This is a genomic window from Arenimonas soli, from assembly GCF_014643775.1.
Classification (GTDB): domain Bacteria; phylum Pseudomonadota; class Gammaproteobacteria; order Xanthomonadales; family Xanthomonadaceae; genus Arenimonas; species Arenimonas soli.
Map to the genome: position 1 here is coordinate 1,608,453 of NZ_BMKC01000001.1, position 23,842 is coordinate 1,632,294.

The 23,842-nt window shown below is 70.2% G+C and carries 20 protein-coding genes; 7 read left to right on the forward strand and 13 right to left on the reverse strand.

Annotation, left to right across the window (positions count from 1 at the left end):
- Positions 1–33: 33 nt before the first annotated feature.
- Complete coding sequence (locus IEX13_RS07745; protein WP_229668479.1) at positions 34–384, reverse strand: DUF4870 domain-containing protein; 351 nt, start codon at positions 382–384, stop codon at positions 34–36.
- 76 nt (positions 385–460) lie between these two features.
- On the reverse strand, positions 461–1,831 hold the full coding sequence (gene pmbA, locus IEX13_RS07750) for a metalloprotease PmbA (protein ID WP_188662764.1): 1,371 nt from the start codon (positions 1,829–1,831) through the stop codon (positions 461–463).
- Between the two features lie 35 nt (positions 1,832–1,866).
- Between pmbA and yjgA the strand changes: the two genes are divergently transcribed.
- On the forward strand, positions 1,867–2,406 hold the full coding sequence (gene yjgA, locus IEX13_RS07755) for a ribosome biogenesis factor YjgA (protein WP_188662767.1): 540 nt from the start codon (positions 1,867–1,869) through the stop codon (positions 2,404–2,406).
- Between the two features lie 134 nt (positions 2,407–2,540).
- Here the strand turns inward: yjgA and tldD are convergent, their stop codons facing one another.
- From tldD to leuS, 10 genes are all read right to left on the reverse strand, one after another.
- A complete protein-coding gene (gene tldD, locus IEX13_RS07760; protein ID WP_188662768.1) occupies positions 2,541–3,983 on the reverse strand; it encodes a metalloprotease TldD in 1,443 nt (480 codons plus the stop codon).
- Between the two features lie 58 nt (positions 3,984–4,041).
- Positions 4,042–7,959 carry a YhdP family protein gene (locus IEX13_RS07765; protein ID WP_188662770.1) on the reverse strand — a complete coding sequence of 1,306 codons (3,918 nt, stop codon included), beginning with the start codon at positions 7,957–7,959 and terminating at the stop codon, positions 4,042–4,044.
- 6 nt (positions 7,960–7,965) lie between these two features.
- Positions 7,966–9,450 (reverse strand): ribonuclease G, encoded by a 1,485-nt coding sequence (rng, locus tag IEX13_RS07770; protein ID WP_188662772.1) that lies wholly within the window; start codon positions 9,448–9,450, stop codon positions 7,966–7,968.
- Between the two features lie 10 nt (positions 9,451–9,460).
- Positions 9,461–10,030: a Maf family protein gene (locus tag IEX13_RS07775; protein WP_188662774.1), complete on the reverse strand. Its 570-nt coding sequence runs from the start codon at positions 10,028–10,030 to the stop codon at positions 9,461–9,463.
- A gap of 17 nt (positions 10,031–10,047) precedes the next feature.
- Positions 10,048–10,518, reverse strand: coding sequence for a 23S rRNA (pseudouridine(1915)-N(3))-methyltransferase RlmH (rlmH, locus tag IEX13_RS07780; RefSeq protein ID WP_188662776.1), 471 nt, complete (start codon positions 10,516–10,518; stop codon positions 10,048–10,050).
- Between the two features lie 127 nt (positions 10,519–10,645).
- Positions 10,646–11,059: a ribosome silencing factor gene (gene rsfS / locus IEX13_RS07785; protein ID WP_188662778.1), complete on the reverse strand. Its 414-nt coding sequence runs from the start codon at positions 11,057–11,059 to the stop codon at positions 10,646–10,648.
- A 48-nt stretch (positions 11,060–11,107) separates the two neighbouring features.
- Positions 11,108–11,749, reverse strand: a complete 642-nt coding sequence (gene nadD, locus IEX13_RS07790) for a nicotinate-nucleotide adenylyltransferase (RefSeq protein ID WP_188662780.1) — start codon at positions 11,747–11,749, stop codon at positions 11,108–11,110.
- The gene (holA, locus tag IEX13_RS07795) at positions 11,746–12,777 is read right to left on the reverse strand and encodes a DNA polymerase III subunit delta (protein ID WP_188662782.1); all 1,032 of its coding nucleotides are present in this window, start codon (positions 12,775–12,777) and stop codon (positions 11,746–11,748) included. The genes nadD and holA overlap by 4 nt, the downstream gene beginning before the upstream one ends.
- Complete coding sequence (locus tag IEX13_RS07800; RefSeq protein WP_188662784.1) at positions 12,777–13,268, reverse strand: LPS-assembly lipoprotein LptE; 492 nt, start codon at positions 13,266–13,268, stop codon at positions 12,777–12,779. The genes holA and IEX13_RS07800 overlap by 1 nt, the downstream gene beginning before the upstream one ends.
- 4 nt (positions 13,269–13,272) lie before the next feature.
- Positions 13,273–15,891: a leucine--tRNA ligase gene (gene leuS, locus IEX13_RS07805; protein WP_188663078.1), complete on the reverse strand. Its 2,619-nt coding sequence runs from the start codon at positions 15,889–15,891 to the stop codon at positions 13,273–13,275.
- A gap of 105 nt (positions 15,892–15,996) precedes the next feature.
- On the opposite strand from leuS, the gene IEX13_RS07810 reads away from it, so the two are divergent.
- The 4 genes from IEX13_RS07810 (at position 15,997) to trxA (ending at position 19,994) form a co-directional block, all read left to right on the forward strand.
- Positions 15,997–17,292, forward strand: a complete 1,296-nt coding sequence (locus IEX13_RS07810; protein ID WP_229668480.1) for a metal-dependent hydrolase family protein — start codon at positions 15,997–15,999, stop codon at positions 17,290–17,292.
- 94 nt (positions 17,293–17,386) lie between these two features.
- Positions 17,387–18,304, forward strand: a complete 918-nt coding sequence (locus IEX13_RS07815; RefSeq protein ID WP_188662786.1) for an ATP-binding cassette domain-containing protein — start codon at positions 17,387–17,389, stop codon at positions 18,302–18,304.
- Positions 18,301–19,065, forward strand: a complete 765-nt coding sequence (locus IEX13_RS07820; protein WP_188662788.1) for an ABC transporter permease — start codon at positions 18,301–18,303, stop codon at positions 19,063–19,065. The genes IEX13_RS07815 and IEX13_RS07820 overlap by 4 nt, the downstream gene beginning before the upstream one ends.
- A 65-nt stretch (positions 19,066–19,130) precedes the next feature.
- Positions 19,131–19,994 (forward strand): thioredoxin, encoded by an 864-nt coding sequence (gene trxA / locus IEX13_RS07825; protein ID WP_188662790.1) that lies wholly within the window; start codon positions 19,131–19,133, stop codon positions 19,992–19,994.
- 7 nt (positions 19,995–20,001) lie between these two features.
- Here trxA and IEX13_RS07830 read toward each other — a convergent pair whose 3' ends face one another.
- Positions 20,002–20,895, reverse strand: a complete 894-nt coding sequence (locus IEX13_RS07830) for a DUF3667 domain-containing protein (protein WP_188662792.1) — start codon at positions 20,893–20,895, stop codon at positions 20,002–20,004.
- A 44-nt stretch (positions 20,896–20,939) separates the two neighbouring features.
- Between IEX13_RS07830 and IEX13_RS07835 the strand changes: the two genes are divergently transcribed.
- Positions 20,940–21,416 (forward strand): DUF4442 domain-containing protein, encoded by a 477-nt coding sequence (locus IEX13_RS07835; protein ID WP_188662794.1) that lies wholly within the window; start codon positions 20,940–20,942, stop codon positions 21,414–21,416.
- 87 nt (positions 21,417–21,503) lie between these two features.
- Complete coding sequence (locus IEX13_RS07840; RefSeq protein WP_188662796.1) at positions 21,504–23,822, forward strand: bifunctional serine/threonine-protein kinase/formylglycine-generating enzyme family protein; 2,319 nt, start codon at positions 21,504–21,506, stop codon at positions 23,820–23,822.
- Positions 23,823–23,842: the final 20 nt, after the last annotated feature.

The following is a 23,842-nucleotide window of genomic DNA, read 5'->3' on the forward strand; positions in this document are numbered from 1 at the left end:
GAAGGCCGCTTTTTCTCCAGCGGGACGGCGCGATCAGGAGATCAGGCGCAGGGTCACCGGGTAGCGGTAGTTTTCACCCTTGTTGGCGGCGACGCCGGCCAGGATCATCAGGACCAGCGAGGCGATCCAGACCAGCGGCATCAGCAGCGCGCCGATCAGCACGAAGCTCAGCACCACGCACACGATATAGGCCAGCAGCAGGGTGATCTGGAAGTTCAGCGCTTCCTTCGACTGGTCGGTAAGCCAGGCCTTCTCCGGCTTGTCCTTGTTGATGAGCCAGATGATCAGCGGGACGATGAAGCCCGCGATGATGCCCGAAAGGTGCGTGATCAGGGCGATGGTCCGGTCTTCCTGCGGTGCGGCGGTCTGGATGGTGTCGTTCACGAGGCTCCCCTTCTGTCGAAAACGCAGCGCCCGCGGCGCCGCAACCCGTTTACTGTCAAGGCAAGTGAAGGCAGTGTCAAGCCGCCGCGCCCGCCTCGCCGGCCACCATCATCCGGCCCACCAACAGCGAGCCCATGGCGATGTGCGAGCGCTTGTCGACGTCGGCGCCCACCGCTTCGATGGCCTGGTACATGGCCGGAAGCTGCCCGGCGATGGTGAGGCCATCGACCGGATGCACGATGTGGCCGTTTTCGACCCAGAATCCGTTGGCGCCGCGCGAGTAGTCGCCGGTCAGCAGGTTGGCGCCCTGCCCCATCATTTCCGTGACCACCAGGCCGGTCCCCATGCCGCGCACCATCTCGTGCAGGCCGGAGGCATTCGCGGCCACTTCAAGGTTGTGGGCGCCGCCGGCGTTGCCGGTGCTTTCAAGCCCGAGCCGGCGCGCCGAATAGCTCGACAGCAGGTAGCGCACCAGCACCCCGTCACGCACCAGGTCCGAATCCACGGTGGCCACGCCTTCGTGGTCGAAGTCCGAGGAACGATGGCCGCGCGGCAGGTGCGGCAGTTCGCGGATGTTGAACCAGCCGGGCAGGATCTTCCTGCCGGCGTGGTCCACGAGGAAGCTGGCCTTGCGGTAAAGCACGCCGCCGGACGCAGCCTGCAGCAGGTGCCCGACCAGGCTGCGCGCGACTTCCGGCGCGAACAGCACGGGGTATTCGCCGGTGCGGATCGGCTTCGGGTCCAGCCTGGCGACCGTGCGTTCGGCGGCCTTGCGGCCCACGTATTTGGGTGATTCCAGGTCGTCGGGCGAGACCGCGCTGGTGTACCAGTAATCGCGCTGCATGCCGTCGCCGCGGCCGGCGATCATCGACACGCTGATCGACTGGCTGGTGCCGCGCTCGGCGCCCAGGAAACCGTGGCTGTTGGCGTACACCGAAACGCTGTCGCCGCTGTGCACCGAAGCACCGTCGGAATTGCTGATGCGCGGGTCGGCGCCGCGGCCGGCGTCCTCGGCCTCGATCGCCAGTGCGATGGCGGTGTCGGCATCGATCGGCCAGGGGTGCCAGGAATCAAAATCGCGGGCCTGGGTGGCCATGCGCGCGGCGTCGGCCAGGCCGTTGCAGGGGTCGGGTTCGGTGTGGCGGGCGATGGCGCAGGCCTGTTCGACCGTGGCCGCCAGGCTGCCCGGCTGCAGGTCGGCGGTGCTGGCATTGCCCTTGCGCTGGCCGAAATAGACGGTGACGGCGACGCCGCGGTCGCGGTTGCGTTCCACCGTCTCGACCTCGCCCATGCGCACGTTCACCGATAGCCCGCTGTCGTCGTTGAGGATGACGTCGGCCTGGCTGGCGCCGCGGGCTGCGGCCAGGCGCAATACTTCTCGGGCGGCCTCGGAAAGGCGCGCCTGGCGCAGGGCGGAATCATCGGAAACTGCGGCCGGGTGGCTCATGGGCGTATCCTTTCGCCTTGGACGGATGGTGGACGATGCACGAAGAAGACCAATACAACGAAGACGAAGGCGAGTTCGGCCCAAGCCGCAGCGAAGAACGCCGCGACGCGCTGGCCGTGCTTGAGCTGGCCAAGCGCCTGGTCGAACAGCCCGAGGCGCGCCTGGTGCAGATCCCGATGGACGAGGACCTGCGCGACCTGGCGCGGGCGGCGCAGCGCATCACCGCGCAGATCGCCCACAAGCGGCAGGTGCAGTTCCTGGCCAAGCACCTGCGCCGGGAAGAGCCCGAGGCCCTGGACGCGATCCGCGCCGCGCTCGACCACGACAAGTCCGACCACCGGCGCGAGGCGCAGGCCCTGCACCAGGTCGAATACTGGCGCGACCGGCTGGTCGCCGAGGGCGACGCGGCGCTGACCGAACTGCTGGACAAACACCCGGCGGCCGACCGCCAGCACCTGCGCCAACTGGCCCGCAACGCCGCCCTGGAAAAAACCCGCAACAAACCGCCGCACGCCTTTCGCGAACTCTTCCGCGAACTGCGCGATTTGCTGGGCGATTCGTCTGCTGACGACTGATCGTTTTTGGACACGGATAAAATCTGATTTGCACGGATGAACACGGATAGAGCAGAAGCCATTCAAGGGTGCTTTTGCCTTATCCGTGTTTATCGGCTTTGATCCGTGTAAATCCGTGTTCAAAAACGAAACCCTCACTGGCGCGTACCGCCCACGGTCAACGCGTCGATGCGCAGCGTTGGCTGCCCTACGCCGACGGGTACGGACTGGCCGTCCTTGCCGCAGATGCCCACGCCCTCGTCGAGCTTGAGGTCGTTGCCGACCATCGAGACTCGGTTCATCACTTCCGGGCCGTTGCCGATCAGCGTGGCGCCCTTCACCGGCCGGGTGACCTTGCCGTCTTCGATCAGGTAGGCCTCGGAAGCCGAGAACACGAACTTGCCGCTGGTGATGTCCACCTGGCCGCCGCCGAAGTTGGGCGCGTACAGGCCCTTCTTCACCGACGCGATGATTTCGCCCGGGTCGTGGTTGCCGGCCAGCATGTAGGTGTTGGTCATGCGCGGCATCGGCAGCTGGGCGAAACTTTCGCGGCGGCCGTTGCCGGTGGGCGCCATGCCCATCAGGCGCGCGTTGAGCGTGTCCTGCAGGTAGCCGCGCAGGATGCCGTCCTCGATCAGCGTGGTGCACTGGGTCGGCGTGCCTTCGTCGTCCACGTTCAGTGAACCGCGGCGGCCGGCCAGGGTGCCGTCGTCGACGATGGTGACGCCGGGCGAGGCCACGCGTTCGCCGATGCGGCCGGCGTAGACCGAGGTGCCCTTGCGGTTGAAGTCGCCTTCCAGGCCATGGCCCACCGCTTCGTGCAGCAGCACGCCGGGCCAGCCCGGGCCCAGCACCACCGGCAGCGTGCCGGCGGGTGCGTCTTCGGCCTCCAGGCACACCAGCGCCTGACGCAGGGCTTCGGCGGCGACCTCGCGCGGCTTGCCGTTGGCGAACAGCTCCTCGTAGGAATAGCGGCCGCCGGCGCCGGCATAGCCCTGTTCGCGACGGCCGTTGTGTTCGACGATCACCTGAACGTTCAAGCGCACCAGCGGCCGCACGTCGGCGGCGACCACGCCGTCGCTGCGCGCCACCAGCACCGTGTCCACGCCGCCGGAAAGGCTGACGATGACCTGCTGCACGCGCGGGTCGGCGTCGCGCAGCCACTGGTCGACTTCGCGCAGGGCGGTGATCTTGGCATCGGCGCCCAGGCCTTCGATCGGGTCGATGGCCGGGTACAGCGAACGGCCCGGCACCACCACGCGGTGGCCGGCGGCCTGGGCGCGGCCATCGCGGCTGATCGCGCGCGCCGCCGCCGCCGATTCCAGCAGCGCCTCGGCGCGGATGTCGTCGGAATAGGCAAAGCCGGTTTTTTCGCCGCTGACCGCGCGCACGCCCACGCCCTGTTCGATGGCGTGGGAGCCATCCTTGACGATGCCGTCCTCGACCACCCAGCTTTCGCGGCGCGAATGCTGGAAGTACAGGTCGCCGTAGTCCACGCCCGGGCCCATCAGGCGGCCGAAGGCGGGCTCGAGCGATTCCAGGCCGAGTCCGGCAGGCGTGAGCAGGCGCGATTGCGCCAGGGTAAGGGTCTGGGTCATCCGGGGGTTCACTGGGGAAAGGCCTTAGTGTCCCAGATGCGGCCTGCGGGCGCGGCCTTCAAGGCTGGCGCGGCGTCGGCGGCGTGGCCGGCGGGCCCTTTTCCACGACTTCGACCACCGGGTCGGCCCAGTCGCCGGTGACGTGGTAAACGGTGCGCGCGGCTTCCTTGAGCGGCTTTTGCAGCACGGCCTGGGCCACGGCGCCGACGGCGGCGCCGACCGGCCCGCCGGCGATGGCGCCGATGGCCGGCAGCACGCCGCCGGCCTTGGGCAGCACTTCGATGCGCTGGTCGTACTGCTGGCTGCGCAGGTTGGTGGAACCGCTGACGCGGATTTCCGCCGCCGGGCCGTTGATCTGCAGCAGGTCGGTGCGGGCGACGCCGTCGGCGAACACGAACTCGCCGGCCATGGAGTTGAAGCCGAAACCCTTGTTGAAAAAATCCTTGAAGTCCAGGGTCAGCCGGCGCGGGATCTCGGCCAGGGAAATCAGGCCCAGCACGCGGCCACCACCGCCGGGTTCAACCTCCAGCAGCGCGCCTTCGCCCACTTCCACCTTCAACAGGCCTTCGAAGGCGGCCAGGGAGAATTCGCCGGGCGACCCGGCCCAGCCGCCGTCGAGCAGGCCGGTGGTGGGGCCTTCCTCGACCATGCCTTCCAGGCCAAACGCGCCCAGCAGGTCGCCCAGCGCCCGCGCCGAGAACCGCACGTCGAAGTCGGAGCGGGTGCCGCCGTCCGCGTCGCGCAGCCAGTCGCCCGAGGCATCGAGCTGGTAGCCCTGCGAGCGGGTGCTGAAGGTGTCGATGTGCAGGCCGGCGGGCACCGGATTCGCACGCAGCGTGGCCTCGCCCAGCACCAGCGTGCCCATGCGCAGGTCGCGCACCTGGAAATCCAGCGGCGGCAGCGTGGCCGGATCCTGGCCCTCGCCTGCCGCGGCTGTTTCCGGCACCGCGGCACCGACGACCGCCGCCACGCCGGCTTCCGCGGCGACCGGGTCAGCGGCAGCTGCCCCGGCCCCGTCGGCTTGCACCAGCGTCTTCTCCGGCCAGTACAGGCGCTCCAGGCGCCCTTCGACGGCGGCCCCTTCGGCGAATGGCACGACGATGTTGCCGGCGATCTCCGGGCCGTCCAGGGTCACGCGGGTTCGGTCCTCGCCGCGCGCCAGGCGCACGTGGGTGTCGGCGAACCGCGAACCCATCAGGTCCAGCTGGTCCACGCGCAGGTCCACGGTGCGCAGCACGGTGCCGCCGCCCTCGCCCGGGCCGGCATCGGGGTCCCTGCCGCTGCCCGCGAAACCGATCCAGCCGGCCGCATCCAGGGTGGCGCTCTGGCCCACCACCACCAGGCCCGAGTCGGGCAGGTCCAGCGGGCCGTCTTCGCCCAGGCGCAGCGCACCGGTCAGCCGGCCCTGTTCGTCGATGCGGCCGCGCAGGCGCGCCAGCGAACCCAGGCGCAGCTGCACTTCGCCCTTGCTCACCGGCAGCGGCACGTCCAGGCGCATGGGCAGCCCCAGGTCGGCGGCCTTGGCCAGCGGCGCCGGCAGGTCCAGGCGCACGCCGGCCAGGTCGCTCTCGACCCGCAGGCGCGAAGGTGGCGCCGGCTGCCCGTCCGGCGTCACCGGCACGTCCACGCGGATGTCCCAGAAACCACGCCCGTCCACGTGCGGATCCAGCCAGGCCAGCGGTGGATGCCGGGCCAGCAGGTCCTTGACCGGGAATTCGCCCAGCAGGCGCGCGCGTGCGGCCAGCGCCGGGTCGTCGGTGTCGTTGCCGACCGCGAGGTTGAACACGCCCGGCTCGCCGTCAAAGAGCACCTGCAGGTCTTCGGTGTAGAAACCACCCGCGCCGAAACGGGTGCGGCCGCTGACGTCGGTGAAGACGATGTCCCAGCGCGGGTCGGCCAGGCGCGCCTGGGCCAGGTCGAGGTGGCCTTCGATGCGGCGACCTTCCAGGCGGGCCACCAGCGGCAGGTCAAGCAGCAGCGCCACCCGGGCCAGGCCGGACACGCTGGTTTCGCGCAGGTGGTCGCCGTAGCGTTCGGCCAGCGGGCTGGCCAGCATCAGGGACTGCAGGGTCTCGCCGCGGGTGGCCGAGGAGACATCGAGCAGCAGGCGCGGGTCGCGGAACTCCGGGATGCCGCCGACCAGGCGATCCACCGGGTTGCCGGCGATCGCGGCCTGGCCGTCCAGGGTCATGCCTGCGCCGTCGAAGCCGACATCGATGTCCATGTCCTCGGCGTCGGGCCAGTCATCGCTGAAGTGCACGCGTGCGCCGGCCAGGCGGGCCCGGGCGTCGAAGCGCCCTTCCCCGTCGCGGAACGGCCAGTCGTCGAGGTCGCCGGCCAGGCTGATGCGACCGTCGCGCACTTCGCCCTCGAGCAGCGCACGGTCGAGCCAGTCGATGGTCTTTTCCGGCATCTTGCCCTGCACCCAGAACCGGCCCGCCGCGCCGACCGGCGAGGTGTCGACGACGGCCGCCAGGTCGATGCGCGGTTTGCTGCCATCGCCCTGGAAGGCCAGCTCGGCGCGCAGCCGGGTGCCGTAGTCGGGTCCGCGAATCGACAGCCGGCTGGCGCCGAGCGTCCAGCCTCCGCCGTCGCGCCACCAGCCCAGCAGGCCCTCGAGCCGGAAGTCCAGTGGTTCGCGAAAGCGTTCGGGCCACTGGAAGGACGCGGGACCGGGGCTGAGCTGCAGCACGCCACCGTCCTGGTCCATGGCGACGTGGCCGGCCAGCGCCTGCAGGCCGGGGCGGCCGTCGTTGGGGTTCCAGGCAATGCCGTCGAGCGCCGCGGACGCCTGCCAGTCGCCTTCCCGGCCCTGCAGGCGCACCTGGCGCAGCTGGCCTTCCGGCGCCGCCCGGTGCAGCCACTGCCGCAGTCCGTCGGGCACCCGGGCGCTGAGGCTGGCCCACTGTCGCACCGGCACCAGGTCGAGGCTCGGGGCGAGCAGCGCGAACCGTTCGCCGCCGGCCAGCCACAGGCCATCCAGGCGTCGCGGTTCGGTGCGCCCGGGGTCGCTCAGCCGCAGGCGCGGCGCATGCAGCTGCCAGGCGCCGTCGTCGCCGGCCTGCCAGCGCGCCAGCAGGCTGGCCGACTCGTAGGCCACCGGCGGCGACGCCAGCCGTCCGTCCGCGCCCGGCAACCAGGGCTGGCGGGCACCGATGGCGAGCGGCGAAAACTCGGCGCGGCTGCGCACGTCCATCACCCGCCGGTTGTCGATGCGGGCCCATAGGTCGAGCTTGCCCGTGCCGGCCAGCACCACGCCGGTATCGGCCATCTGCGCCGACCAGGCCTGCAGCACCAGCTGGTCGCCGCCGGCCCAGAGCTGGCCCGACCAGTCGTCGCGGCGAAGGTCGGCCACGGCCGACAGCGGTGGCGTGGCGGGGTCGGCCCAGGCGCGCAGGCCGGCCACCACGGTGTCGCCGTCCACGCGCAGGCGCAGGTCCACGCGGGCCATTTCCAGCGGCGCGCGCAGGACCGGCGAGCGCACCTGCAGCCGGGCGCGCTCGACCTGCAGTTCGCCCAGGGCCTCGAGCGTATCGAGCGGATCGACGCCGGGTTTGGGTTCGAACGGCAGGCCGGCCAGGCGCCAGCGGCGGTCTTCGCCCTGCTCGAGCACCAGGGACAGGTCGCGCACCTTCAGCGCGGTCAGCGGTTCTCCCGGCAGCAGGCCCGAATACACGGCAACCAGGAGTTCGGCCTGGCCGACCTCGAGCTGGCGTTCGCCTTCGCCGATGCGCAGGCCGCCGAGGGTGAAGCGCGGACCCTGGCGGGTCCATTCGCCGCGCGCGCTTTCGAAGGCCACCGGTTCGCCCAGGCGTTCGGACAGCCAGTGGGCCACCTTGTCCGGATGCCGCTCGACCAGGGGCAGCAGCTGGTTGAGCGCGCCGACGCCGGTCGCCAGCAGGATCAGCAGGACGAGGAAACCGTAGCCCAGCACGCGGCGGGCATGGCGGAAGCGGCGGCGCAGCGGGCTGGTCATGCCGGCTTAGAGCAGGACCACGTCGTATTGTTCCTGAGCATATTGCTCGTCGGCCTGGAAACGAATGGTCTTGCCCAGGAATTCCTCGAGTTCGGCCACGGCCGCCGATTCTTCTTCGGTGATCTTGTTCACCACCTTGGGCGAAGCGATGACCAGCAGCTGCTGGGCCTCGAACTGGCGCACGGCCCGGGTGATCTCGCGGAAGATTTCGTAGGTGAGGGTTTCGCCGGTCTTGAGCGTGCCGCGCCCGTTGCACTCGGGGCAGGTTTCGCACAGCTGGCGCTCGAGGCTGTCGGTGGTGCGCTTGCGCGTCATCTCGACCAGGCCCAGCGGCGAGAATTCGTGGAACGACGTGCGGGCGTGGTCGTGCGCCAGGCCCTTCTCGAGCGTGCGCAGCACCTGGCGTTTGTGCTCGTCGTCGTTCATGTCGATGAAGTCGATGATGATGATGCCGCCCAGGTTGCGCAGGCGCAGCTGCCGGGCGACCGACTGGGCGGCCTCGAGGTTGGTGCGGTAGACGGTTTCCTCGAGGTTGCGCTGGCCCAGGAAGGAGCCGGTGTTGACGTCGATCGTGGCCATCGCCTCGGTCTGGTCGATCACCAGGTAACCACCCGACTTGAGCGGAACTTCCTTTTGCAGCGCACGCTGGATTTCGTCCTCGACGCCGTAGAGGTCGAAGATCGGGCGTTCGCCGGTGTAGTGCTCGATGCGCGCGGCCAGTTCGGGCATGAACTGGTGGGCGAAGGCATTGAGCCGGTCGTAGGCCTCGCGCGAATCCACCCGCACGGTGTCCACGTTCTTGCGCATCAGGTCGCGCACCGCGCGCAGGGGCAAGGCCAGGTCTTCGTAGATGCGCTGGCCGACCTTGCAGCTGGCGCTGGCTTCGCGGATGACGTCCCAGGCCTTGCGCAGGTAGGCCACGTCCTCGGCCAGGGCCTCGTCGGGCTGGCCTTCGGCATTGGTGCGCACGATGTAGCCCTGGCCGCTGCCGTTGGCCAGCTCGCCGACCAGGGTCTTGAGCCTGGTCCGTTCGGTTTCGTCCTCGATGCGCGCGGACACGCCGAGCACGCGCGAATGCGGCAGGAACACCAGGTAACGCGAGGGGATGGACACCTGGGTGGTGAGGCGGGCGCCCTTGCTGCCGATCGGGTCCTTGACCACCTGCACGACGATTTCCTGGCCCTCGTGCACCAGCGACGTGATCGCCGGCGGCGGCGAAGGGGCCAGCACCTCGCCCTCGCCTTCGCCGCTGGGCGCGGCCGGCAGCCGCAGGATGTCGGAGGCATGCAGGAAGGCGGCGCGCTCGAGGCCGATTTCGACGAAGGCGGCCTGCATGCCGGGCATCACCCGCTGCACGCGGCCCTTGTAGATGTTGCCGACGACGCCGCGGCGCGAGGCGCGCTCGATGTGCAGTTCCTGCAGCATGCCATTTTCAACCACCGCCACGCGGGTTTCGCGCGGGGTGACGTTGACCAGGATTTCTTCCGACACGGGGGGCTCCTCAGTCCATGAGGCCGAAATCGCGCATCAGCTGCGCGGTTTCGTGCAAGGGCAGGCCCATCACGCCGGAGTGGCTGCCGGAAAGATGGGCCACGAAGGCCGCGGCGCGACCCTGGATGGCGTAGGCGCCGGCCTTGCCGAAACATTCGCCGGTGGCGATGTAGGCGTCGATGCGGGCGTCGGTGAGTTTTTCGAAGCGCACCTGGGTGACGCAGGCGGCGTGCTGTTCGCGGCCGGCGCTTAGCACCCACACCGTCGAAATGCACTCGTGCACCCGCCCGGAGAGCCGGCGCAGCATGCGCGCGGCGTCGGCGGCGTCGGCCGGCTTGCCGAAGACTTCGTCGTCGAGCACGACTTCGGTGTCGGCGCCCAGGACCACGGCGCCCTTGCTTGCGACCACCTGCAGCAGCCCGGCGCCGGCCTTTTCCCGGGCGACGCGGCTGACGTAGGCAGCCGGCGGTTCGCCGGGCTCGCGCTGCTCGGGAACGTCGACATCGAGCAGGCCGAACTCGAGGCCCAGCTGGGCGAGCAGTTCGCGGCGGCGCGGTGATTGCGAGGCGAGGTAGAGCATCGCCCAAGGATAGCCGGTCAGGCCCGGTGGTAGGGATGGTTGGCGAGCAGGCTGCAGGCGCGGTACAGCTGTTCGGCCAGCACCAGCCGCACCAGCATGTGCGGCAGGGTCAGCGGGCCCAGCGACCAGCGTTCGTCGGCCGCCGCAAGCACGTCCGGCGCGTGTCCCTCGGGGCCGCCGATGAGGAAAACCAGGTCGCGGCCCTGCTGGCGCCAGTGTTCAAGCCGCTGCGCCAGGCCTTCGGAGCTGTGGGCCTTGCCGCGGCCGTCGAGCGCGACCACCCAGGCATTGCGCGGCAGGGCGGCCTGCACGCGCGCCCCTTCGTCGGCCATCGCGCGGGCGGCGTCGCGGCCCTTGCCGCGCATCCCGGGCGCGACTTCCACCAGGTCGAGCGGCAGCCAGTGCGAAAGCCGCTTCTGGTACTCCCCGAACCCCTCCGCCACCCACCCGGGCGGGTTCTCACCGACCGCGATCAACCGGGCCTTCATCGGCTGACGTTGAAGGAGCTATTGGCCACGGATGAACACGGATAAACACGGATAAGGCCAAAACAAACCTGACCTGACTTTGCTCTATCCGTGTACATCCGTGTTCATCCGTGGCTAAAAAGCAGCTTCAAGCCTCCGGCGAACCTTCGGCCGGCGCTTCGGGCGGTTGGTCGCCGACGGTCCAGAGGCGTTCGAGCGCGTAGAACTCGCGCACGCGCGGCAGCATGACGTGCACGATGACGTCGCCCAGGTCGACCAGCACCCACTCGGCCTCGCGCTCGCCTTCCACGCCCAGCGGCATGACGCCGCACTTCTTGGAGAACTTAACGACTTCGTCGGCCACGGACTTCACGTGGCGGGTGGAGGTGCCGGAAACGACCACCAGGTAGTCGGCGATGCTGGTCTTGCCGCGAACGTCGATTTCGACGGCGTCCTTGGCCTTCATTTCCTCCAGCGCGGCGTGGACCTGCTCGAGCAGGGCTTCCGGCGAGGGCGCCGGATCGGGCATCCGGGTCTTGATGACGTGGGCTTGGGTGGTCAAGGGCGGCTCGTTGGGTGAATTCGGGTGCGGATTATACGCCGGGCCACCTTAAGCCGCCCGGTACAGTCCGCGGCGTGCGATTTCGGCCGCCACCGAGGGCGGCAACCAATCGCCGGGGTCCTCGCCGGCCGCCAGGCGCCGGCGAAGCTCGCTGGCGGACGCCGGATGCGGCGGCAGGTCCAGCCTGAACAGGTGGCCTGCGGCGGACTCCGACAGCGCGGTGGGCGCCCTGGCCCAGCGGCCCGAGCAGGCCTCGGACAAGGACTCGGGAAGGTCTTCCAGGCCGTGGCCCGGCCTCACCGCGACCACGAAGTGGGCCAGGTCGAACAGTTCCCGCCAGTCGTGCCAATGGGCCAGGCCCCGGAAGGCATCGGCCCCCACCAGCCAGGCCAACGGTGCCTGCGAGCCCATGTCCGCGCGCGCCTCGCGCAGGGTGTCCACGGTGTAGGACGGGCCCTTGCGGCGCAGTTCGCGGGCATCGACGGCCAGGCCGGGCTCGCCCGCCACCGCCAGCTCCAGCAGGTCGGCGCGGTCCCGGGCACCGGCGGCGGTCGGGCCGCGGTGCGGCGGCACGGCGGCCGGCACCAGGTGCACGGCGGCGTGCAGGGTGTCGCGGGCGGCGCGGGCCACGGCCAGGTGGCCGGCATGCACCGGGTCGAAGGTGCCGCCGTAGAAAACGCGCAGGCTCACGAGGCCAGCAGGCCGCGGGCGCGGCCGTCGGCGATCGCCACCAGCAGGCGTTCGAGCTGCAGCCAGGGATCGCCGTCGCCGCGGCCCTTGGCGCTGCGGTCGATGCGGCCGCACTCGGCGACGAACTGTTCCCAGCGCGAGCTCGGGTGGCGTTCGATCGCGCGCCGGTAGGCGGCCTGCTTGTTCTGCCAGACGTGGGCGTCGCGCATCGCCGCCGCCAGGCGGCCGCCTTCGCTGGCGCGGGCCAGGGCGCACAGGCCCAGCACCTCTTTCGCCACCATCGGCATCAGCCCGGCCACCTGGTCGCCTTCGGCGCGCAGGGCGGCCAGCATGCGCACGGCGCGGGCGGATTCGCCGGCCAGGGCGGCATCGACCAGGGTGAAGACATCAAAACGCGAAGAGTCCGCGACCAGCTTTTCCATCTGGTCGACGTCGATCGCCTCGCGGGTGCCGCCGGCCAGCAGGGCCAGCTTGTCCACTTCCTGGGCCGCGGCCAGCAGGTTGCCTTCGACCCGGTCGGCCAGGCGCTGCACCGCGTCGGGCGTGGCCACCAGTCCGCGGCTGCGCAGGCGCTGGAGCAGCCAGTCGCCCAGTTCGTGCGACTTGAGCGGCCAGAACACCACCAGGTGCCCGGCGCGGGCGATGGCCTCGCTCCACTTGCCGGCGTGTTTTTTGCTCCACTCCTGCGAGGTCACCAGCAGCACGGTGTCGGGCGGCGGGTTTTCGCAGAATTCGCGCAGGGCCTCGCCGCCTTCCTTGCCGGGCCGGCCGGTGGGCAGGCGCAGTTCGAACAGGCGATGCGTGGCGAACAGGCTCATCGACGCCAGCCCCTGGCTGAGCCGGTTCCAGTCGAAGTCGGAATCGACGTCGTAGACCTCGCGTTCGCCGAAGCCCTGGTCGCGGGCGCAGGCGCGCACGGCGTCGGCCGCCTCCTGCACGAGCAGGGGTTCGGAGCCGGCCACCAGGTACACCGGGCGCAGCGGTTCGGCGGCCAGCTGGCGCGCGAACTGGGCCGGGCGCAGCTCCATCAGTCGGCGCGCAGCGCGGCGTCCAGGCGGCGCAGGATGGTGGCCACCATGTCGCGGCGCAGTTCTTCCTGCAGCAGGCGCTCCTCGGCCGGCGAGCCGATCGAACCCACGGCGTCGTAGGTGTACTCACGGGTGAGTTCGACGGTCTGGCGCGGCACCCGCAGCTTGCGGTCGGCGCCGGTGAGCTGGAAGTCCACCCGGTACAGGGTCTGGTACTCACGCACGCTGGCCCCCCTTTGGAAGCTGATCGGGCGGGTGCGCATGCGTTCGGCCATCACCTGCAGCGTGGCGGCCGGCTGGCCTTCCACCGCGGGCGTGGCGCCGGCGCGTTCGAGCGCGGTGGCCAGGTCCTGGCCCAGCGGGCTGTAAGGGTCGGCGGTGCTGACCGCCACCGGGCCCAGGCTGGAGGCCACGGCCAGGGAAGCCCGGGGCTTGAAGCCGCAGGCGGCGACCAGCAGGGACAGGCACAACACGATCAGCAGACGGGACATCCGGTTACCCCACGACGATGTTGACGATCTTGCCGGGCACGACGATGACTTTCCGCACCGCCAGGCCTTCGATGAACTTTTGCACGTTTGGTTCGGCCAGGGCCAGCGCCTCGACCGTGTCCTTGCCGGCATTGGCCGAGACCTCCAGCGTGCCGCGCAGCTTGCCGTTGACCTGCACGGCCAGGGTAACGCTGTCGCGCACCAGCGCGGCCGGGTCGGCTTCCGGGAACGACTGGTCTTCGAGCGTCGCCTCCGGGTGGCCCAGCAGCTGCCAGAGCGCATGCGAGGTGTGCGGCGTGATCGGGTTGAGCAGCAGCACCACGGCCTGGAAACATTCCTGGCGCAGCGCCCTGCCCTGGTCCGAGGCATCGTCGAACTTCGCGATGGCGTTGAGCAGCTCCATCACCGCCGCGATGGCGGTGTTGAAGGTGTGCCGGCGGCCGTAGTCGTCGCCGACCTTCTGGATGGTTTCGTGCAGCTGCCGGCGCAGGGTGCGCTGGGCCGAATCCATGGACGCGACGTCGAGCGCCGGCGCCGGGCCGGCGGCCACGTGCCTGTGCACCTGGGTCCAGAGCCGGCGCAGGAAACGCGCCATGCCTTCGACGCCGGCTTCGTTCCATTCCAGGCTTTGTTCCGGCGGCGCCGCGAACATCGAGAACAGGCGCACGGTGTCGGCGCCGTACTTGTCGACCATGGTCTGCGGGTCGACGCCGTTGTTCTTGGACTTGGACATCTTCTCGGTGCCGCCGACGGACACCGGCTGGCCATCGGCACGATGCACGGCGCCGGTGGCGTGGCCCTTGGCGTCACGCTGCACGTCGACGTCGGCCGGGTTGATCCAGTCCTTGGACCCGTCGGGATTGTCGCGGTAATAGGTGTCGGCGATCACCATGCCCTGGCACAGCAGGTTGGTGGCCGGCTCGTCGCTCTTCACCAGCCTGGCGTCGCGCATGAGCTTGTGGAAGAAGCGGAAATACAGCAGGTGCATGATCGCGTGTTCGATGCCGCCGATGTACTGGTCGACCGGCAGCCAGTAGTTGGCGCGATCGTCCACCAGGTCCTTGGCACCGGGCGAGGTGTAGCGCGCGTAGTACCAGCTCGACTCCATGAAGGTGTCGAAGGTGTCGGTTTCGCGTTCGGCCGGGCCGCCGCAGCCCGGGCAGGTGGTCTTGCGCCATTCCGGGTCGGCCTTGATCGGCGAGGCGACGCCGGTGAACTCGACGTCCTCGGGCAGCTTCACCGGCAGCTGGTCTTCCGGCACCGGCAGCGCACCGCACTTTTCGCAGTGGATGACCGGGATCGGGCAGCCCCAGTAACGCTGGCGGCTGACGCCCCAGTCGCGCAGGCGGAAATTGATGCGCCGCTTGCCCAGGTCGCGCTGGTCGAGCTTTTCCGCGACGCGATCGAACGCAGCCAGGTAACCCAGGCCGTCGAGATCGCCGGAGTTGACCACGCGCAGGCGCGGGTCGGTCTTGTCGGCGTACCAGTCGTGCCAGGTGCCGGTGTCGTAGCTTTCGCCCTCCACCGCGATGACCTGCCGGATGGGCAAATCGTACTTGTGGGCGAATTCGAAGTCGCGCTGGTCGTGGCCGGGCACGGCCATCACCGCGCCGGTGCCGTAGCCCATCAGCACGAAGTTGGCGACCCAGACCGGCACCGGCTCGCCCGACAGCGGGTGGGTGGCGTACAGGCCGGTGAAGACGCCCTTCTTTTCCTGGGTCTCGAGCTCGGCCTCGGTGACGCCGCCCCTGCGGCATTCTTCGACGAAGGCCTTCACGGCGGCGTTGCCCGACGCCGCCCAAAGCGCCACCGGGTGCTCGGCCGCCACCGCCAGGTAGGTTGCGCCCATCAGGGTGTCGGGACGGGTGGTGAAGACGGTCAGCGGCTCGGCCATCGCTTCCATGGCGAAGACGATTTCCATGCCTTCGCTGCGGCCGATCCAGTTGCGCTGCATGGTCTTGACCGCATCGGGCCAGCCCGGCAGTTCGTCCAGGCCGTCAAGCAGCTCCTGCGCGTAGTCGGTGATCTTGAGGAACCACTGCGGGATCTCGCGCTTTTCCACCAGGGCGCCCGAACGCCAGCCGCGGCCGTCGACGACCTGTTCGTTGGCCAGCACGGTCTGGTCCACGGGGTCCCAGTTCACGACCGAATTCTTTCGGTACACCAGGCCCTTCTTCATGAGCCGGGTGAACATCAGCTGTTCCCAGCGGTAGTAGTCGGGCGTGCAGGTGGCGAACTCGCGGGTCCAGTCGTAGGCGAAGCCCAGGCGCTGGAGCTGGCCGCGCATGTGTTCGATGTTCCTGTAGGTCCACTTCGCGGGTGCGGTCCTGTTCTTGATCGCCGCGTTTTCCGCCGGCAGGCCGAACGCGTCCCAGCCCATGGGCTGCAGGACGTTGAAACCCTTCATGCGCCGGTGCCGGCTGATGACGTCGCCGATGGTGTAGTTGCGCACGTGGCCCATGTGCAGCGCACCGGACGGGTACGGCAGCATGGACAGGCAGAAGAACTTCGGGCGCGAGCTGTCCTCGGTGACCTGGAAGGCCCCCGTGGCCTGCCAATGGGACTGCGCGGCGGTTTCCACCGCCTTCGGGTCGTAGGCGCTGGGATCGTGGGTTTCGGACATGGGGTTGGACGCGAAAAAACAGGCCGCCAGCGTACCAAATCCGCGGGCCTTCTGGCCCGGCCCCGGATGTGCTTTCATCGGCCCGACCCCCGTGGAGACCCACCGATGCAGCCGATGCCGTTGCGGGCCCTTGCCGTGGCCCTCGCCCTTGCCCTCCCCGCCGCCGCCCAGGCGGAAAGCCTGGCCCTGCATTGCGGCCAGCTGTTCGACCCCGGGTCGGGAAGGAACCTGGACCAGCGCACGGTGCTCGTCGAGGGCGGCAAGGTCACCGCGGTCCGGCAGGGATTCGAGGCACCGCAGGGCGCCTCGGTCGTGGACCTGAGCGACCACACCTGCAGCCCCGGCTGGATCGACCTGCACGTGCACCTGGGCGGCGAGTCCAGCCCGGAACGCTACTCCGAGGGCTTCCGGCTCAACCCCGAATTCACCGTGCTGCGTTCGGTCGAATACGCCCGGCGCACCCTGCATGCCGGCTTCACCACCGTGCGCGACCTGGGCGGCGAAACCACCCTGGCCCTGCGCGACGGCGTCGACCAGGGCTGGGTGCAGGGCCCGCGCATCTTCGCGGCCGGCAAGTCCATCGCCACCACCGGTGGCCACGCCGACCCCACCAATGGCTACAGCCACCTGCTGGCCGACGCCCTGGGCGAACCCGGTCCCGCTGAAGGTGTGGTCAACAGCCCGGAAGAAGCCCGCCAGGCCGTGCGCCAGCGCTACAAGGAGGGGTCCGACGTCATCAAGATCACCGCCACCGGCGGCGTGCTCAGCTACGCCCGCAGCGGCGACGCGCCCCAGTTCACGGTGGACGAGGTCAAGGCGGTGGTGGATGCCGCGCGCGACTACGGCTACACCGTTGCCGCGCACGCGCACGGCAAGGAAGGCATGCGCCGGGCCATCATCGGCGGCGTCGACACCATCGAACACGGCACCTACATGGACGACGAGGTTTTCGCGCTGATGAAAAAACACGGCACCTGGTACGTGCCGACCGTCACCGCCGGCCGCTTCGTGGCCGAGAAGGCCAGGATCGACGGCTATTATCCCGAGGTCGTGCGGCCCAAGGCCGCGCGCATCGGGCCGCAGATCCAGGGCACGCTGTCCCGGGCCTGGAAGGCCGGCGTGAAGATCGCCTTCGGCACCGACAGCGGCGTCAGCCTGCACGGCGAAAACGCCGACGAGTTCATCTACATGGTCGAGGCCGGCATGCCGCCCGCCGAAGCCCTGCGCGCGGCCACCGTGCATGCGGCCCGGGTGCTGGGCCGCGACGACCTGGGCACGCTGGCGCCCGGCAGCATCGCCGACATCGTGGCCATGCCCGGCGACCCGCTGCAGGACATCGCGGTGGTGAAGAAGGTGGACTTCGTGATGAAGGACGGCAAGGTGGTGCGCGCGCCGGAATGAGTCCCTGCGCGTGGCCGTGGTGGGGTAACCGATGGCACGGGACGGTGGCGGCGGCGCTGGTCACACTGACCCCTCCCCAGACCCGGCCGGCGCCATGGAACCAGCCCTCCACACCCACCAGCTGAGCCGCCGCTTCCGCGGTGGCCAGGGCGTGCACGAGCTCGACCTGTGCGTTCCCGCCGGCGCGATCTATGGATTCCTGGGTCCCAACGGCGCCGGCAAGACCACCACCATCCGCCTCCTGCTGGGCCTGCTGCGCCCCGATGCCGGCGAAGTCCACCTGCTCGGGGACCGCCTGCTGCCTGGCCGCCAATCGGCCCTGGCCCGCGTCGGCGCCCTGGTCGAACACCCGTCGCTGTACCTGCACCTGGACGGCCGCGCCAATCTCGAAGTCACCCGTCGCCTGCTCGGCCTGCCGGCGTCCCGCGTGCAGGAGGTGCTCGAACGCGTTGGCCTGGCCGCGGACGCGCACCGACGGGTACGCGAGTATTCGCTGGGAATGCGCCAGCGGCTGGGCATCGGCCTGGCCCTGCTCGGCCGCCCGAAGCTGCTGCTTCTCGATGAACCCGGCAACGGCCTGGATCCGGCCGGCACCCAGGACCTGCGCCGCTTCCTGCGCGACCTGGTGGCCCAGGAAGGCCTGACCCTGTTCCTGTCGAGCCACCTGCTTGGCGAAATCGAACAGCTGGCCAGCCACGTCGGCGTGCTCGACCGCGGCCGGCTCCGCTTCCAGGGCACGCTGGCCGAACTGCGCGAACGCGCCCGGCCGGCGCTGGTGCTGCGTTGCGATGCACCGGCGAAGGCCATGCACGTGCTGGTCGAAGCCGGCGAGGACCCGGCCCTGGCCGAGGGCCATTCGCTGCGCCTGACGCCCCGGCTGCCCGCGGCCGAGATCAACCGCCGCCTGGTCGCGCACGGCATCGGCGTCCGGCACCTGGCGCTGGAACCGGTGACCCTCGAATCGTTGTTCTTCGAACTCACCGCACCCGCGGCGCGCGAGGTGGCGGCATGAGCCCGCTGCTACGGGCCCTGTGGGCCGAACGCCTGAAGCTGCGCGGCACCCTGGCGGCCTGGATGTGCCTGGTGGCGCCGGCCGTGGTGGTGGCCGTTTACGTCCTGCAGGTCGCCTTCTCCAAATTCCCGGCGAGCCGCGCGCCCCTGCCCGGGGACGAGGCCTGGGCGGCGTTCGTGCAGGCGACGCTGGTGCTGTGGGCCTTCCTGATGCTGCCGCTGCTGGTGACGCTGCAGGCGGCCCTGCTGGCCGGCCTGGACCACCAGGGCAACCAGTGGAAGCACCTGCTGGCGCTGGCGCCGCCGCGGCGCGTGCACTACCTGGCCAAACTGATCGGGCTGGCCGCGCTGGTGGCGCTGTCGCAGCTGGCCATGTTCGCGCTGCTGCCGCTGGGCGGGGCGGTGCTGGCGGCGGTGAAGCCGGCCTTCGGCCTGGTCGGCGCGCCGCCCTGGGGCATGCTGGCGCGGGACCTGGCGGAAATCTACGCGGCCAGCCTGCTGCTGGTGGCCCTGCATACCTTCATCGCGCTGCGCTGGCGCAGCTTCGCGGTGGCTGTCGGCATTGGCATGGCCGCGACCGTCATGGGTTTCCTGATCGGCCAGTCGGCGCGCTTCGGCCCCTGGTACCCGTGGTCGCTGCCGACCCAGACCCTGGCCAGCGACCCGGCGGTCGCGGCGCAGGTGTCGCTTTACAGCGTGGCGGCGGGACTGGTGGTGGCCGGCCTGGGCCTGCTCTGGTTCCGGCGCAGCGAACCGGACTGAGCATTGGCTTGATTCGCGCCGGAACTGGCACCATCTCGGGTCCAGATCCCCGCGACGGACCCGCCATGACCGATTCCAGCCCCCACGTCTTCGACGCCAGCCTGCCCACTTTCGAACAGGACGTGCTGCTGCGTTCGAAGGACGTGCCGGTGCTGGTCGACTTCTGGGCGACCTGGTGCGGGCCCTGCAAGTCCCTGGGCCCGGTGCTGGAAAAGCTGGCGGACGAGTTCAACGGCGGCTTCCTGCTGGCCAAGGTGGACGTGGACAAGGAACAGCAGCTGGCCGGCTATTTCCAGATCAAGTCGGTGCCGACGGTCATGCTGGTCAAGGACGGCCAGATCGTCGACGGCTTCCCCGGCGCCCTGCCCGAAGGCCAGTTGCGCCAGTTCCTGTCCCACCACGGCGTGACCGCGCGCGAGGCCGAAGAACCGGCCGAGGCCGCGGAACCGGCGCCCCTGGACCCGCACGAGGAAGTCGTGCGCCTGCGCGCGGCCACCCAGGCCGAACCCGACAACGAAGAACTCAAGCTCGACCTGGCCCTGGCCCTGCTGCGCACCGGCGCCGTGGCCGAGGCCGAAGGCCTGCTCGACAAGCTGCCGGCCAACCTGGCCCAGGACGACCGCGCCCTGCGTGGCCGCGCCCGGCTGGGTTTCGCCGCCCTGCTCAAGGACGCGCCGCCGGCCGACGTGTTGCGCCAGGCCGTCGCCGCCACCCCCGGCGACCTGCGCGCGCGGCACCTGCTGGGCGCGATGGACATCGTCGAAGGCCGCAGCCAGGACGGGCTGGAACAGTTCCTGGAAATGCTGCGCATCGACCGCAATTTCGAGGATGGCCTGCCGCGCAGGGCGCTTATAGACGCGTTCCGGGTGGTCGAGGACGAAGACCTGGTGGGTGCCTACCGCCGCAAGATGGCGTCGCTGCTGTTCTGAAGCCGGTTCAGGTGATGGCCCAGGTCACCAGGAACTGCAGCGGCCGGTACAACCACGCGCTGCCCTGCAAGACCAGCACGAGTAGCGGCAAGGGCAGCAGGACCGCCGCCCACCACGGGCTGTCGTAGGCGCGGCGCAGGCCCAGCGTGAAATGCAGCCCGACCAGCACCAGCGAAGTGAACATCGCCCAGGCTGGCATCTGCCCCCTGCTCGCCGCCCCGGCCAGGTGGACGTAAAGCCAGCCCGCCGGCAGCAGCACCAACTGGACAAACAGCAGCAGGAAGGTGAACTGGTGCAGGGCCACCACCACGTGTTCGGCGAAATACCGACGTCGCCGGTGGAAGCACAGCCACAGGCCCAGGGCCAGCAGCGGCACGTGCAGGATGACCAGGGTCTTGCCGACGTCGCCGGCACGCGCGTTGTATTCCCCTGCCACGTCGGCAATCAGCACCGTGCGCGGCGAAGCCGGGCGGTCCTGCTCCGGCAGCTGCGACCAGCGTTGCAGCGCGTCGCGGTTGCGCTGTTCGATCCTCGCATCCACCAGGCGCTGCGCCAGGCTGCCGTGCAGCGACTGCCGCATCTGTTCATGCAGCGACAGATTGAAATCGGTGACGCCGACGGGCAGCACGAAGTACAGCACGTTCGCCAGCAGGAACAGGGCGAAAGGCGACATCCAGCGGCGGCGGCGCCCGTCGAGGTAGTCGCGGCTCAGGCGCCCGGGCTGGAAAAACAGCGCACGCAGGCTGCCCCAAAGCCGCCCGTCGAGGTCGGTGAGCACGGCAAAGGCCTGCCGCAGCAGGTGCCCCAGGCGGCGATCGGCGTCGCCCAGGCGCTTTTGCCCGCAGGCGTGGCAATACACGCCCTGCAGGATTTGGCCACAATTGGCGCAGGCCCCGGCCATCCCCACCTCCCCTTCAGACCCGACGAGCATAACGTCCGACCCGCATGAAAGCCTCCCGACTGCGCACCGTTTTCCGGCTCTGGCCGCCCTTCCTGTTCGCCGGCATCCGGGTCACCGGGATTTCCGACGACTTCCGGCACGCCCGGGTAGAGCTGCGCCAGCGCTGGTACAACCGCAACTACGTGGGCACCCACTTCGGCGGCAGCCTTTTCTCGATGGTCGATCCGTTCTGGATGATCCTGCTGATGCGCCGGCTCGGGCCCGATTACCTGGTCTGGGACCAGGCCGGCGAGATCCGCTTCGAAAAACCCGGCCGCGGCACCGTGGTGGCCGAATTCCGGCTCGAAGACGCCGTGGTGGACCAGGTACGGGCCGCCGCCGCGGGCGGCGACAAGGTGCTGCACTGGTTCGAGACCCCGGTGACCGACGCTTCCGGCGAGGTCGTGGCCCGGGTCCGCAAGCAGGTCTACGCCCGCCTCAAGCGCGACCGCCGGGATCCGGGGCCCACCGGAAAAACGTGACCCAATTCACGGTTTGACGCCCGGCTTGCCTGAACGGCTGGCTCCCGTATGCTTGGGGGCCCGCCCCCCGCCCCTCCCGACCGCGCCATGCAGCAGGAAGAAGAGCTTTCCCCTGACGAGCTGACCGCGCTGCTCTCCAGCTACATGCCGGAGATCCCGGGCTATCGGGTGCTGCGCCGCATCGGCAAGGGCGGCATGTCCCAGGTCTACCTGGGCGTTCAGGAATCCCTGGATCGCCAGGTGGCGATCAAGGTGATGTCACCCGCGGCCCTGACCGACGAAATCTCCAAACAGCGCTTCGAACACGAGGCGCGCACCATCGCCAAGCTCGAACACCCCTGCATCGTCGGCATCCACGAGGTCGGTCGCACGCGCCAGGGCCTGCTGTATTACGTGCTGCCCTACCTGGCCAAGGGCCACCTGGGCCAGCGCGATTTCACCCAGGACGAAGACCGCGCCGTCGAAGTGCTGCGCTCGCTGCTTTCCGCGCTCGAATACGCCCACGCGCGCGGCATCGTGCATCGCGACGTCAAGGCCGAAAACGTGCTGTTCGACAACGCCGACCGGCCGCTGCTCACCGACTTCGGCATCGCGCTGAGCAAGCGCGACTCCACCCGCATCACCACCGCCGGCCTGGCCGTCGGCAGCGGCGGCTACATGGCGCCGGAACAGGCGCGTGGCGAAGTGGTGGACGGCCGCGCCGACCTCTACAGCGTGGGCGTGCTGGCCTACGAACTGCTCACCGGCCACCTTCCGTTCCAGGCGGCCGACCCGCTGGCCCTGGCCCTGATGCACGCGCAGGACCCGGTGCCCCGCCTGGCGCCGGAGAAAAAACACTGGCAGCCGTTCATCGACCGGGCCATGGCCAAGTCGCCGGACAACCGCTACCGCAACGCCCAGCAGATGCTGGGTGCCCTGAACCAGATCGCTGCGGGCAAACGCGCCGAGCCGATGATCAATCCGGACCTGGTCAAGGGCGCGTTCGAGCGCTGGTGGAAGCCGTTGCTGGCCACCGCTTCGGCCGCCCTGCTGGCGGCGGTGGCGATCCTGTGGCTGATGGATGGTCGCGACGAGCCGCAAACGCCGGCCGGCGACTTCTTCACCGTCGAAGAGGCACCAGCCCAGCCCGTCGCCGCAGCGCCCGAGCCCGCGCCGGCCCGGGTCGCCGCGGAAGCCGGACCGGAAGTACCCGTCCAGGCCCCGGCCGAACCGGTACCGGCGCCAGCCGCGCAGGACGTGGTCGCCGCCGCCGGCCCCTTCGACCAGGTCCGCGCCGAAGTCACCACCACCACGCTCGACTACGACCCCACCCGCCCGGCCGCCCGCGAACTTTCCGCCGCCCGGCGGCAGATCCAGCGCCAGCGGCTGAGCCTGCCGCCGGGCGACAACGCCATGGAGACGCTGCGCGCCGCGCGCCAGGTGGCGCCGCGCGAGCCGGCCCTGTTCCGCCTGGCCGACGAAGTGATCGCCTACTACAGCACCCGCGTTGTCGCCGCCGTCGAAGCCGGCGACGACGGCGCGGCGCGGCAGAACTACGACCGCGCGGCTCCGTTCGCCGCGGAAATGGACCGGCTTGAAGGCAAGCCCTGGCGCGAAATGCGCGAAGCCCTGCCGCCGCTGCTGCTGGCAAGGCTGGAAAAGGGGCTCGAGGCCCTGGACGCCGACAGCGTGGGCGCCACCAAGCTGCTGGCCGCGGCCCTGGACGTCGCTCCGGCCAGCCTGGAGCCGGCCTGGTCGAAGGCGGTGGAACTGCCCAAGGCCGGCGACACCCTGCCCGACAGCGCCGTCGCCATGATCCTGGTGCGGCCGCCGCGCGGCGCCCAGGCCGGCCTGGGCGCGATGCGCAATGAAGTGACCCGTGCCGAATACGCCGCCTTCGCCAGCGCCACCAAACGCCCGGCGGCGCGCTGCCGCAACCGCGTGGTGCCGATCAGCCTGAAAAAGCGCAGCTGGGATGATCCGGGCTACAGCCAGTCGGGCAACCACCCGGTGGCCTGCGTCAGCTTCGACGACGCCCAGGCCTACGCACAATGGCTCAGCCGCCGCAGCGGTCTTTCCTACCGCCTGCCGACGCTGGGCGAATGGAGCCCCCTGGCCGACTACCGCGGCAGCGGCAATGCCTGCCGGGACGGCCGGATCGACTGCGGCACCGAAGGCACGGTCAACGCCGGGCAGGGACCGCTGAGCCCGCTGGGGCTGGCCGGCCTGCGCGGCAACCTGCGCGAGTGGACCAGCAACTGCACCCGCGGCTGCCAGCGCCGGCTGGCGGCCGGCATGGGCTGGCGCGATGCCCCCGACCGCAGCAGCCCCGGCCAGAGCAACGACTTCGACGGCGACACCGGCTTCGACGACATCGGTTTCCGGCTGGTGCGCGAGGTCACCGCGGCGGAGTTGGGCGCGCCCTGATCGGCGGCCCCGGCGCGTGG